Annotated in this window: 11 protein-coding genes; 8 read left to right on the top strand and 3 right to left on the bottom strand. The window is 33.8% G+C overall.

What is annotated here, in order from left to right:
* The first annotated feature begins 44 nt into the window (after window positions 1-44).
* On the top strand, window positions 45-3494 hold the full coding sequence (gene pyc / locus COE53_RS14565) for a pyruvate carboxylase (protein ID WP_098948327.1): 3450 nt from the start codon (window positions 45-47) through the stop codon (window positions 3492-3494).
* 119 nt (window positions 3495-3613) lie between these two features.
* Here pyc and COE53_RS14560 read toward each other — a convergent pair whose 3' ends face one another.
* Entirely contained in the window at window positions 3614-4549 is a 936-nt protein-coding gene (locus tag COE53_RS14560) for a COX15/CtaA family protein (RefSeq protein ID WP_069035561.1), read from the bottom strand.
* A 360-nt stretch (window positions 4550-4909) separates the two neighbouring features.
* On the opposite strand from COE53_RS14560, the gene cyoE reads away from it, so the two are divergent.
* The 6 genes from cyoE (at window position 4910) to COE53_RS14530 (ending at window position 10439) form a co-directional block, all read left to right on the top strand.
* Window positions 4910-5869 (top strand): heme o synthase, encoded by a 960-nt coding sequence (gene cyoE / locus COE53_RS14555; protein ID WP_084007051.1) that lies wholly within the window; start codon window positions 4910-4912, stop codon window positions 5867-5869.
* Window positions 5870-5964: 95 nt separating this feature from the next.
* Window positions 5965-7005, top strand: coding sequence for a cytochrome c oxidase subunit II (gene coxB, locus COE53_RS14550; RefSeq protein ID WP_069035562.1), 1041 nt, complete (start codon window positions 5965-5967; stop codon window positions 7003-7005).
* Window positions 7006-7037: 32 nt separating this feature from the next.
* Window positions 7038-8894 carry a cytochrome c oxidase subunit I gene (gene ctaD, locus COE53_RS14545; protein WP_069035563.1) on the top strand — a complete coding sequence of 619 codons (1857 nt, stop codon included), beginning with the start codon at window positions 7038-7040 and terminating at the stop codon, window positions 8892-8894.
* Window positions 8894-9517, top strand: a complete 624-nt coding sequence (locus COE53_RS14540) for a cytochrome (ubi)quinol oxidase subunit III (RefSeq protein ID WP_069035564.1) — start codon at window positions 8894-8896, stop codon at window positions 9515-9517. The genes ctaD and COE53_RS14540 overlap by 1 nt, the downstream gene beginning before the upstream one ends.
* A gap of 4 nt (window positions 9518-9521) precedes the next feature.
* The gene (gene ctaF / locus COE53_RS14535; protein ID WP_069035565.1) at window positions 9522-9860 is read left to right on the top strand and encodes a cytochrome c oxidase subunit IVB; all 339 of its coding nucleotides are present in this window, start codon (window positions 9522-9524) and stop codon (window positions 9858-9860) included.
* Between the two features lie 219 nt (window positions 9861-10079).
* Window positions 10080-10439, top strand: a complete 360-nt coding sequence (locus COE53_RS14530) for a hypothetical protein (protein WP_069035566.1) — start codon at window positions 10080-10082, stop codon at window positions 10437-10439.
* Between the two features lie 226 nt (window positions 10440-10665).
* Here COE53_RS14530 and COE53_RS14525 read toward each other — a convergent pair whose 3' ends face one another.
* Window positions 10666-11187 carry a hypothetical protein gene (locus tag COE53_RS14525; RefSeq protein ID WP_069035567.1) on the bottom strand — a complete coding sequence of 174 codons (522 nt, stop codon included), beginning with the start codon at window positions 11185-11187 and terminating at the stop codon, window positions 10666-10668.
* Between the two features lie 466 nt (window positions 11188-11653).
* Between COE53_RS14525 and COE53_RS24010 the strand changes: the two genes are divergently transcribed.
* Window positions 11654-11827, top strand: coding sequence for a hypothetical protein (locus tag COE53_RS24010; protein WP_175403541.1), 174 nt, complete (start codon window positions 11654-11656; stop codon window positions 11825-11827).
* A 230-nt stretch (window positions 11828-12057) separates the two neighbouring features.
* Here the strand turns inward: COE53_RS24010 and COE53_RS14520 are convergent, their stop codons facing one another.
* A complete protein-coding gene (locus COE53_RS14520; RefSeq protein ID WP_098948326.1) occupies window positions 12058-13002 on the bottom strand; it encodes an EamA family transporter in 945 nt (314 codons plus the stop codon).
* Window positions 13003-13071 lie beyond the last annotated feature (69 nt).

Raw genomic sequence — 13071 nt, 5'->3', positions numbered from 1 at the left:
TAATTTATTGATAATTATCTTTCATAAATACAGGAGGCTTACAAATGACTTACACGAAACAGATTAAAAAAGTTCTTGTTGCTAACCGAGGTGAAATTGCAATTCGAGTATTTCGAGCTTGCACTGAGTTAGGAATTAGAACAGTTGGTATTTATTCTAAAGAAGATGAAGGGTCATATCACCGTTATAAAGCTGACGAAGCATATATAGTTGGAAAAGGTAAAAAGCCAATTGATGCTTATCTAGATATTGAAGGTATTATTGAAATTGCAAAGAAAAACGATGTAGATGCAATCCATCCAGGATATGGATTCTTATCAGAAAATATTAAATTTGCTCAAAGATGTGAAGAAGAGGGAATTGTTTTTATCGGACCATATTCAAGACACTTAGATATTTTTGGAGATAAAATTAAAGCAAAGAAGCAAGCTCTTCAAGCTAATTTGCCAATCATTCCTGGGAGTAATGGTCCAGTAAACTCATTGGATGATGTAAAGGAATTTGGTGAAACTTATGGATTCCCGATTATTATTAAAGCTGCTCTAGGTGGTGGCGGTCGTGGAATGAGGATTGTCCGTACGAATGCAGGAGTAAAAGATGCATACGAGCGTGCTAAGTCTGAAGCAAAAGCTGCTTTTGGTAATGATGAAGTTTATGTTGAGAAGTTTATTGAAAATCCAAAGCATATTGAAGTTCAAATATTAGGGGATAACCAAGGGAATATCATTCATTTGTTTGAACGCGATTGTTCAATTCAAAGAAGACATCAAAAATTAGTTGAAGTTGCACCATGTACTTCGATTAGTGAAGATCTAAGAAATAGAATTTGCGACGCGGCTGTTCAATTGATGAAAGAAGTAGAATATGTTAACGCTGGTACAGTTGAATTTTTAGTTTCTGGTAATGATTTTTATTTTATTGAGGTTAATCCACGCGTACAGGTTGAACATACAATTACTGAAATGATTACAGGAATTGATATTGTTCAAACACAGATCTTAATTGCACAAGGTAATAGTTTACATAGTGATAAAGTAGGAATACCATTACAAGATGAGATTCCAAGAATTGGTTTTGCGATTCAAGCACGTGTTACAACGGAGGACCCACTAAATAATTTTATGCCTGATACAGGAAAAATTATGGCATATCGTTCAGGTGGAGGTTTTGGTGTAAGATTAGACACTGGTAACAGCTTCCAAGGTGCTGTTATTACACCTTACTATGATTCATTATTAGTAAAAGTTACAACTCATGCATTGACATTCGAAGGCGCAATTGCGAAGTTAAATCGAAATTTAAAAGAATTCCGTATCCGTGGAATTAAAACAAATATTCCATTTTTAGAAAATGTTACGACACACCCAGATTTCTTATCTGGTGAGTACAATACTTCATTTGTCGATTCATCTCCGGAATTATTTGTTTTTGCAAAAAGAAGAGACCGCGGAACAAAATTATTAAATTATATCGGAAATGTAACAGTGAATGGATTTCCAGGTATATCGGTTAAAGAAAAACCAGCTTATGATGATATTATCATTCCAAATGTAAATCATATAAAAAATGCTGAAAGTGGAACTAAACAATTACTAGATAAATTAGGTGCGGATGAATTTTCGAAGTGGTTAAAAAATCAACCGAATGTTTTATTTACAGATACTACATTTAGGGATGCTCACCAATCACTGCTAGCAACGAGAATTCGTTCAAAAGACCTAATTACAGTAGCAGAACAAACATCAAAATTATTACCTAACTTATTCTCTATGGAAATGTGGGGCGGAGCAACTTTCGATGTAGCGTACCGTTTCTTAAATGAAGATCCATGGGAAAGATTATTAAATTTAAGAGAACAAGTTCCAAATGTATTATTCCAAATGCTTTTACGTGGATCAAATGCAGTTGGATATAAAAATTACCCTGATAATCTTGTTAAAAAGTTTATTGAAGCATCGGCTCAAGCAGGAATCGATGTATTTAGAATATTTGATAGTCTAAATTGGATTAAAGGGATGGAAGTTGCAATAGATGCTGTAAGAGAGAGTGGAAAGCTTGCTGAGGCATCGATCTGTTACACAGGAGATATATTAGACCCAACTAGAACAAAATATAATCTAGCGTATTATAAAGAGCTTGCAAAGGATTTAGAATCGGCTGGTGCACATATTTTAGCTATTAAAGACATGGCAGGTCTATTAAAGCCTCAGGCTGCTTATACGTTAATTAGTGAATTGAAGGATACTGTAGATCTACCAATCCACTTACATACTCATGATACGAGTGGAAATGGTTTATACACATATGTAAAAGCAATAGAAGCTGGCGTAGACGTTGTAGACATCGCAATTGGAAGTATGTCTGGCTTAACTTCTCAACCAAGTGCAAATAGTTTATATTATGCTCTAAAAGGTTCAAATAACGAGACAAACTTAAATATTAACGGCTTAGAACAGTTATCAACATACTGGGAAGGCGTTCGTAAGTATTATAGTAGTTTTGAAAGTGGTATGGTTTCACCACATACAGAGGTTTATCAACATGAAATGCCAGGTGGTCAGTATTCTAACTTAAAACAACAAGCTAAAGGTGTTGGTTTAGGAGACCGATTTGAAGAAGTTAAGGATATGTATGGTAGGGTAAATCAACTATTTGGAGATGTCGTTAAAGTAACACCTTCTTCAAAAGTTGTTGGAGATATGGCTTTGTTTATGGTTCAAAATAATTTAGACGAAGATTCTGTATATGAAAAAGGAGAACATATCGATTTTCCTGATTCAGTAATCGAATTTTTTGAAGGGAAATTAGGACAACCTCATGGAGGATTTCCAAAGAGTTTACAACGTATCATCTTAAAAGGCAGACAGCCATTAACTGAAAGAGCTGGTGAGTCTTTAAAACCAATCGATTTTAAAGATGTTGAGGAATATTTATTCAAGACGTTAAATCGCCAGGTTACTAATTTTGATATATTAGCTTATTGCCTATATCCTAAAGTATTTATGGACTATCAAAAAAATGTAGAAAGCTATGGAGACTTATCTGTACTTGATACACCTTCTTTCTTCCATGGAATGAGACTGGATGAAGAAATTAAAGTAGATATTGAACGTGGTAAAACACTGATCGTTAAACTTGTTTCGATTGGTCAAGCTCAACCTGATGGAACAAGAGTAATATACTTTGAATTAAATGGTCAGCCTCGAGAAATAGTGGTTAAAGATTACTCAATTAAATCTACTGTCGTTCAAAAAAGAAAAGGGGACACTAGTAATCCAAACCATATTAACGCAACAATGCCAGGTACTGTTTTAAATGTACTAGTTAAAAAGGGAGATGTAGTTGAAAAAGGTCAAACTTTAGCAATTACAGAAGCAATGAAAATGGAAACTACTGTCCAATCTCCATTTACTGGTGTCATAAGAGACATTCTAATTACATCAGGAGAGAGTATTTCTACAGGTGATTTACTAATAGAACTAGATCAAAGATAAGAAGTACAATTGTATAGCGAAGTTAGAGAAGTTGCAGTAAAAGGACATCTCTTCTTCGCTTTAATTTTAAATGTAAAAAAAGGTATTTCTTCTACAATTAAGTGGAAGAAATACCTTTTTTATGAGATATTTTTATTTTGAAGTAACTCAGAATTTGAGCTTTTACTTCTTGTACAAACTAAACTTTGGAAACTAAATATTGCAAACAAGCATGAAATTAAAATGGCATGTGTTAATGCAACATAAATATTTAGGTTTGTAAAGACTATAACCGCTCCACAAATTACTTGAAGAGTAACAAGAATTAAAGATACAAACCATCCAAAATAAATGCCACGCTCATTACGATAGTATTTATAAGCATGTACAAAAGCAATAATTACCCAGACGAATAAAAGAAATGCAGCGAATCGATGCCCCATTTGAATCCATTCATGAACTTGTGTGGGAATACCGTTGTTTGCTTTACTACATAATGGCCAGCTAGGACAAGCTAAGCTAGCATTTTCGTGACGGACAAGAGCGCCAGTATAAACTACTAAGTATGAATAAATCCATAAACCGTAAGTATGAAATTTCATTCTTTTTCCGACATAAAAAGAATTTTTTTGATAATTGCGATCACGCTCGAAAATTAATAATGTTAACATGACTACAGCAGCAAAACAAATTAGAGAAATACCAAAATGAATTGCTTTTACAGCTGGGACTTGACCCCAAACAACCGCGGCTGCCCCAATTAATGCTTGAGCAACTAGAAAAATACAAGAAATGATTGCTAAAAACTTTGTTTCTCTTTTATGAGGAATGACAATCCAAGCAAGGACTGCTAATAATAAAACAAATATCCCAGCAAGGCCTGATGCTGCACGATGAGATAATTCAATGACAGTTTGAATAGTCAGATGATCAGGAATGATTTGACCTTTACAAAGAGGCCATGATCTTCCGCAACCGAGTCCAGAATTAGTCTTTGTTACGAGTGCACCACCCAATAAAACAATTAAAAGAATGAATGAGGTAATTAACGATACCCCTTTTAAAACACGTAGCAAGTATATCCACCCACTTTTATAAAATAATAATAATTTTAAAATTTAATTATTAAAAAAATTATTCTGTAAATAATACTTCTATATCATATAAGATTACGACATAAAATTCAAAGGTAACCTTCATATTTAGACATAATATTTGTTTTTTCTTAACTTTGAATGTATTCATTTTTGAAATATAGAAATAATTAATTTTATAATTAAATAGTATTTAGTATTGAAAAGATAGGCTGTTTACGTTAAAATTTTTTTGAAACGTACACAATTTGTTCATATATTTATCACAAAAATTTCATTGAATTTAGTTTAATAGAAGTATGTCTAAATTAAAAACTCATTATGAACCATTAAAAAATGGGTATGAAAAATGAAGTTTTGCAAAAAAAGAGGAGGATTGACTTGGAACAATTAGCTAATAATGTTTCTAATAACGAAGAAACTAATCATCCTTCTAGTTCACTAAAGAAAGATTTACTTTCTTTAATGAAAATAGGGATCGTAAACTCTAATATACTGACAACTTTTACAGGTATCTGGTTAGCAATCCAAATAAATGGATTAGATATATTAGATTATTTACCAAAAGCAATTATTACTGTAATTGGTTCATCACTTATTATTGCGGGATCATGTGTAATCAATAACTATATTGATCGTGATATTGATCCATATATGGAGAGAACGAAAAACAGACCGACTGTAACCGGTAATATTAAACCAAGCGTTACAATTTCGATTGGTATTCTTTTATTAATTGTGGGCTTTACTTTTATGGCTTTCACAACCTTAATGGCTGTTGTATATGCATTTATTGGTGCATTTACATATATCGTACTATACACTCTTTGGACGAAACGTAATTACACGTTAAACACAGTAGTAGGTAGTATATCTGGTGCAGCACCCCCATTAATTGGATGGGCAGCAATCGATGCGAATTTGCATCCAATTGCTTGGATGCTGTTTTTAATCATGTTTATATGGCAACCACCTCATTTCTTAGCACTTGCGATGAGACGTTCTGAAGAATACAAAAGAGCGGGAATTCCAATGCTACCAGTCGTTTACGGATTTGAAATGACGAAACGTCAAGTGATGATTTGGGTATTATGTTTATTACCACTGCCATTTTACATGCAAGCTCTAGGTTTACCATTTATTATTTTTGCAACAATATTGAATATTGGATGGGTTATTTTAGGATTATATTGTTATAAACAAAAGGATGATCAAAAGTTCTCTAAACTGATGTTTATATACTCCATAAACTATTTAACTCTTCTATTTATGTCAATGATTGTGTTTACAATTTCGTTTTAATTAGGGGTATTACGGGGGATTTTTTTATTGTTTGTTTAATCTTATTTTTAAATAAGAATGAAACACTTTAAATTGAAAGAGGGGGAAGTATACTTATGAAACATTGGCGATTAGTCTCGCTAATTTCCTTGATAGCAGTTATTTTGAGTGCATGTGGACATGCAAATCAATCTACACTGAATCCTCAAGGTGAAGTAGCAAAAATGCAATACGATCTTATGAAGCTAAGTACGTTGATCATGGTATTCGTTGTTGCTGTAGTAACAGTTCTTTTCCTTTACGTAATCGTGAAATATCGTCACCGTAAAGGTCAAGAGAATATTATTCCAAAGCAAGTAGAAGGTAATCATTTCTTAGAGCTTCTTTGGACAATTATTCCTGTTATTTTACTTATTATTTTAGCAGTACCAACAGTATCACAAACGTTTAAGCTTTCAGATGAGAAGCAAATAGCAAAAGATGAGAAGAAAAAAGATGCAATTGTTATTAATGTAAATGCTCATCTTTTCTGGTGGGAATTTGAGTATCCAAAACAAAAATTCATTACTTCTCAAGACATGTATATCCCAGTTGGTAAAAAAGTTATCTTAAACCTTAAAGGTCAAGATATCAAACACTCATTCTGGGTACCATCATTAGCAGGTAAGCTTGATACAAACGTTGAAGGCGAAAACAAAATGTGGCTTTCAGCGGATAAAGAAGGTACATATAATGGATTCTGTGCAGAGTTTTGTGGTCCTTCACATTCATTAATGCAATTTAAAGTTAAAGTTGTAAGTCAAGCCGATTACGATAAGTGGTTAGCTGATATGAAGAATCAGAAAGGTCAAGCTGTAACAGCAGATGCACAAGAAGGTGAAAAAATCTTCAAACAAAGCTGTATTGGTTGTCATGCTGCAGATGCAAATGATACAAGACCACCTGCTGCACGACTTGCTCCAAACTTAGCTAACTTCGGTGATCGTGATATGGTTGCTGGTATTGCTAAAAATAATGAAGCAAACATCAAAAAATGGTTAACAAATCCGGAAGCTATGAAGCCAGGAAACCTTATGACAGGTAAATATGGTGACTTATCAGCTGATCAGATTGATGCATTAACTGCATACTTAACTAGCTTAAAAATTGCAAAATAAATTAATGGATATGAAGCAAAGGGGGTAATACTGTGAGTTCTGTAGCGAAAAAGAAACCACTATTGTGGGACTACTTAACGACAGTCGACCATAAGAAAATTGCAATCCTGTATTTAATTGCAGGCGGATTCTTTTTCTTAGTTGGTGGGATGGAAGCGTTATTTATTCGTATACAATTAATTAAGCCAGACAACACATTTTTAGTTGGTGATGCTTATAACCAAGTATTAACAATGCATGGTACAACAATGATTTTCTTAGCGGCGATGCCGATGATCTTTGCATTTTTTAACGCGGTAGTACCTTTACAAATTGGTGCTCGTGACGTAGCTTTCCCGTTTTTAAATTCTTTAGGTTTCTGGTTATTCTTCGTTGGTGGAGTTTTCTTAAACCTAAGTTGGTTCTTAGGTGGAGCGCCTGACGCAGGTTGGACTTCATATGCGACACTAGCTCTACACAGTAAATCACATGGTGTAGACTTCTACTTATTAGGTCTACAAATTTCAGGTATTGGTACATTAGCAGGTGGTATTAACTTCTTAGCAACGATTATTAACATGCGTGCTCCAGGGTTAACATACATGCGTATGCCACTATTTACTTGGACAGTTTTTGTAACATCAGCACTTATTTTATTTGCGTTCCCGGCATTAACAATCGGGTTAGCGTTATTAATGTTTGACCGCCTATTTGGAACTGCATTCTTTGATGCATCTTTAGGTGGAAACTCAATGATCTTTGAACATTTATTCTGGATTTTCGGACATCCAGAGGTTTACATTCTTATATTACCGGCATTTGGTATCTTCTCAGATATCATTCCAGCATTTTCAAAGAAACGTTTATTCGGTTACTCTTCAATGGTATTCGCAACAGTTTTGATTGGTTTCTTAGGATTCATGGTATGGGCTCACCATATGTTTACAGACGGTCTTGGTGCAGTAGCAAATGCAATTTTCGCTGTTGCAACAATGGCAATTGCAGTTCCTACAGGGGTTAAAATCTTTAACTGGTTATTAACAATGTGGGGCGGACAAATTCGTTTTACAACACCAATGCTTTGGTCAGTTGCTTTTATTCCATCATTCGTTCTAGGTGGGGTAACTGGTATTATGAACGCTGCAGCTCCTGCTGACTATCAATTCCATGATAGTTATTTCGTAGTAGCTCACTTCCACTACGTAATCGTAGGTGGGGTAGTATTTGGTCTATTTGCCGGTGCACATTACTGGTGGCCAAAAATGTTTGGTAAAATCTTAAATGAAACATTAGGTAAAATTACATTCTTTTTATTCTTTATTGGTTTCCATTTAACATTCTTTATCCAACATTTCTTAGGTTTAATGGGTATGCCTCGTCGTTACTTTACATATTTACCTGGACAAGGCTTAGATACAGGAAACATGATCAGCTCAATCGGAGCAATGTTCATGGGTCTAGCTACAATCGTTATGTTAATCAACGTAGTTTATACAGCAATTAAAGGTAAGAAAGCTGCTGGAGATGCATGGGGTGTAGGTCGTACACTTGAGTGGTCAATTCCTTCTCCTGCACCAGAATATAACTTTGCTCAAATTCCATATGTACGTGGATTAGACGCTCTATGGGTAGAAAAAATAGAAGGAGACGGCAAAATGACACCTGCTGAACCACTAGGTGATATTCATATGCCAAACTCATCTATTTTACCGTTTGTTATGTCAGTTGGCTTATTTATTGCAGCATTTGGGGCATTGTATAATGACCAACTTAAGAATCACACTGCAGTTGGTGTTTTAATTCTTGGCTTAGTTATTACATTCGGTTCAATGTTCTTACGTTCTTGGATTGATGATCATGGATTCCATATCCATAAAGAAGACATAGCTGATGAGGGGGTTGAGGCATAATGGAAATGAATCAAAAATTTACAGCTGAAACGTTTCCTCATAACCCTGAAAAAGCTACAGAAGAAGGTAAAAATAAGTTCTTAGCATTCTGGCTATTTCTTGGTGGAGAAACTGTATTATTCGCATCATTATTTGGTACTTTCTTAGCTTTAAGAAACTCTACTGCTGGTGGAGCAAGTGCTGCAGAAATGTTCGAACCAAAATTAGTATTCATTGCTACAATGTTACTTTTAACATCATCTCTTACAAGTGTTTACGCTATGTACCACATGAAAAACTTTGAACACAAAAAGATGATGCTATGGTTAGGAATTACAGTTTTATTAGGTCTAGGATTTTTATTATTAGAAATTTACGAATTTAGACACTATATGCACGAATATCATTTTACAATTAAGAGTAGTGCATTTGGTTCTTCATTCTATACATTAGTAGGTACTCATGGTGCCCACGTATTTGTTGGTTTACTTTGGATCACTACTTTAATGCTTCGAAATGGTGGAAGAGGTTTAAATTTATACAACGCTCCGAAGTTTTATATTGCAAGTTTATACTGGCACTTCATTGACGTAGTATGGATTTTCATCTTTACAGTAGTATACTTAATGGGAATGGTGGGATAAGAAAATGGGTACAAATACAAACTCTCATCAAAGAAATCAAGTTGAAATAAAGTATCACAGACGTAAACATGCAGAAGAAATGAAACAGCAATTAATTTCATTTGCATTAATGATCGTTTTAACACTTGCATCATTCGCAGCAGTATTATACAGAGATAAAATGGACCCATACTTTACAGTACCATTTATTTTATTACTTGCTGTAGTACAATTAGTGTTCCAACTTTATTACTTCATGCACATGAAAAATAAAGGTCACAGCACACAAGCATTCTTCCTATATTCAGGACTTACAGTTGCTGTAATTACACTTTTAACATTCTTAACATTAATCTGGTTATGATGTAAAAGGGAAGTGAATTAAATTCACTTCCTTTTTTTATGTTTGTTTATGTACATTGTTGATAATTTGTGGGACTTACTTGCAGATTAGTTCAATAAGAAACATTGTATTGTAGAACTTTAAAAACACATTAAAAAAGGGTCTATTTTGCAGGAGATTTTTCTTTTATATCAAAATCCTAACATAAACGTAAAATTACAATAAGGTGGAATGATTTGATTGAAAAAAATTGAAGCACTAGAGTGGCTTAAGAGTAATAATAATCCATCAGCATTTGCGACTAATCGATTCGGTGAAACAATTAACGCTATTAATTTTGTCGAGAAACTTTATGAACTAGGTGCAGGAAAAGTGTGTGTAGTAGGTATTAGTGATGAAAAAGACCGTATTGAAGATGAAGGAGGACCCTATGCTGACTCCTTATTAGTTGAATTACCTGAGGATGACTTAAAACGTAATGATATTATAAAGTTCTATAAAAAAGAGATGGAAGAACAAGGGATCGTCGAAGGAGAAGGAATTTTAGAATGGAATGAAAGTAATTTAGATAATGGCATACTTGGTTTTGGGTGGTATTGATATAATGCCATTATTTGATAATTAATGTAACTAACGCATGAGTAGTTCAACGAGATTATATGTAAGAAAACAAGGCTAATTAAGAAAGAGCCTTGTTTGATTTTTGAAACCTTTATGTAATACCTTGCAAATGATATTAATTGATTGTATAAATCGTATAGTTTTTTTGTAAATTTGCCATTAGTAACTACAATTGAAGATTTTTAATGTTGCCAGTATGGAGAACTTATTTAGATTGAGAAAGCACATAATGAAAGTATTTTTGTGGTGTACCATAACGCTTGAGTTCTTGAATTAATTCTTCATCAGCTTGAGTAATAGTTCCTTTTTCTACTCCATTAGCATCTTGTATTGATACAGGAAGTAAACTTCCATCTTGGTAATCGAAGTTAATGATTTTTCCTAAACCTTCTCCTGTAATGCTTAATGTAACACCTTCATTTACCATAGCATAACCAACAATGTCATATTTTTTCTTAAACAATTCCTCTATCTCAGCTAATGCAACAAGATCTTCTTCGCCATCATTAAATACGTTATCCTTATCAAATTTTACCCAAATACCAACAGCTTCTTTTTCTGGCGCTCTATTTAAATCTTCATAATCAATTTTCGTTATCGTTCCAGAATGATAAATAGGTTCTTCCTCATTAATACAATAAATGTCACTTCTTTTAATAATTTCTACACGATCGCCTTCACTTACTGTTAAGTCTCTTTTTGTACCAAACCTATTGTAGTAAATCAATCATATTTCCTCCTAGTAAAATTTTTTAGACTTATAAATTATCCCCAAAACTACTAAAGAAATACTTAACGAGAATAATATATTTTCATTGATGTTCTCTTTGGGGTCAATCAATGAGCCAACTCAACTATGGAGATTTTTATCATTATCCGACAGAAGACTCCTTCCAGAATTACGTGAAGGTGTGATAACACCAGTAATAGGTGGGAGGTGAATGTCGGTTAGGCGTGATAAGTCTAAAGGCTTTTTTGCTGTCTGCTTCATATCTCAATGATCTGCTCAGTCTTAAGTAAAAGAAAGGTTCCCAAGAATCTCCCACTTCAAACAACCTGTAAGGGCGTTAAGTGGTGAGTAGTTCAATGGTATAAGAAAGTTCAGTGGAAGAAAACTATAAAGCCGAAATAATTTTAGAATGAGTACTAATTCGGTTATGGTTGAACAGTAAAATGGAAGGGATGATTCAAAGATGGATATGGAAATTCCTAATGATGAAGATATTGAAATGGAAGAAAAGGTTGAGCTAAGTGGTAGTATTGATAAATTAACAGAGCATGTAATTTGGGGTGCACAAGGTTTCATGGATATTCCTGATCAAGGTAAAACGTACAGAAAAAAATATTTAGGAAACCGATATCAATAAATCAAGAAATCGTTGACCGTGAAAAAGACGTGTAAGTTCAAAGACAGTCAAGTGATAATACTCTGTATTATTTCCATTAGATTTCATGAATAAATATTGATACATAACAAGCACATGCGTTATTGAAGTTCATATTACTCTTTATGCAATTAGCGCATTACGATACGATCATTCATAATTTAGGAGCTGATTGATTAATCAGCTCCTATTTCACAGTTCAAAAAAGCAATTCAACTAACTCTAAGCGGCTCTTTATTATCAGGAGGTTGGCTAGTTTTTGAGGAAGACTCTTTATTCAAAGCCAATAATAATATCATTCCAATAATACAAGCTGTACCAAGCCATTGGAAAAAACCAAAAGGTTCTTTTAACCAAAAGATTGTAGTTAAGACAGCAGCTAGAGGTTCGATACTTCCAAGCAGACTTGATTCCTTAGGTGGAAGGCTTTGTAAACTTTCGATATAGAACCAAAATGCTATCATTGAACCGAATATGATAATGAAGACTAAATATAAAATTGCTTCAAGCGTTAAGTTTTTATAGTCCATTTGCCAAGGTGGATGGATAAAACTCAATAAAAATCCACCGATAATCATAGCCCATCCGACAATGACAAGTGAGTCGTATTGCTTAAGCAACGGTATGGCAAATAAAGTATAAAATGCTAAAGCTACTCCAGATAATACACCCCAAGCGATTGCAAGTACTGGCACAGATAATTGCGAAATTGAGCCGTTTGTTAATAAGAGAAAACTTCCAATTAATGCTAGAGAAACAGTTAACAAATCTCTACTTGTTAGAGTGGTTTGTTTGCGTACAATTAAATAAAGGATAATCATTACAGGTGCTAAATACTGTAATAGTGTTGCAACAGCAGCGTTTCCATGTTTAATAGAAGCCATATATGTGTATTGAACGGCTAGCATCCCTAATACCCCGAAGATAATTAGTTGAATTGCGATCTTTCCATTTTTCCAAACCCCAAGGATCTGAGAACGGTCTTTTTTAAAATATTGAATGGCTAGGAGTAATAACCCAGCTATAAGCAAACGGGTAGTTACTAGCCAATCTACATCGATTTGATACTGTTGAAAAAGTTTTTTTGCGACTGTACCACCAATCCCCCAAAATACTGCTCCTATGATAACAAGAACTATTCCCTTACGTCTATTCATGATTTTAGTCTCCACCTTCAAATATAAAAATAGTGTTATAATAAGCTAAATGATAAGTGGAAAAATGCT

It is taken from the genome of Bacillus sp. AFS029533 (assembly GCF_002585125.1).
In the GTDB taxonomy this organism is placed as follows: Bacteria; Bacillota; Bacilli; order Bacillales; family Bacillaceae_G; genus Gottfriedia; species Gottfriedia luciferensis_B.
Note: the sequence above shows the minus strand (reverse complement) of the source record. Positions and strands in the feature narration are given on the sequence as shown.

Coding starts and splice junctions, on each gene's coding strand:
- ctaF (WP_069035565.1), top strand. CDS start 9,522: ATGGGTACAAATACAAACTCTCATCAAAGAAATCAAGTTGAAATAAAG.
- coxB (WP_069035562.1), top strand. CDS start 5,965: ATGAAACATTGGCGATTAGTCTCGCTAATTTCCTTGATAGCAGTTATT.
- COE53_RS24010 (WP_175403541.1), top strand. CDS start 11,654: ATGGATATGGAAATTCCTAATGATGAAGATATTGAAATGGAAGAAAAG.
- pyc (WP_098948327.1), top strand. CDS start 45: ATGACTTACACGAAACAGATTAAAAAAGTTCTTGTTGCTAACCGAGGT.
- COE53_RS14520 (WP_098948326.1), bottom strand. CDS start 13,002: ATGAATAGACGTAAGGGAATAGTTCTTGTTATCATAGGAGCAGTATTT.
- cyoE (WP_084007051.1), top strand. CDS start 4,910: ATGAAAAATGAAGTTTTGCAAAAAAAGAGGAGGATTGACTTGGAACAA.
- COE53_RS14540 (WP_069035564.1), top strand. CDS start 8,894: ATGGAAATGAATCAAAAATTTACAGCTGAAACGTTTCCTCATAACCCT.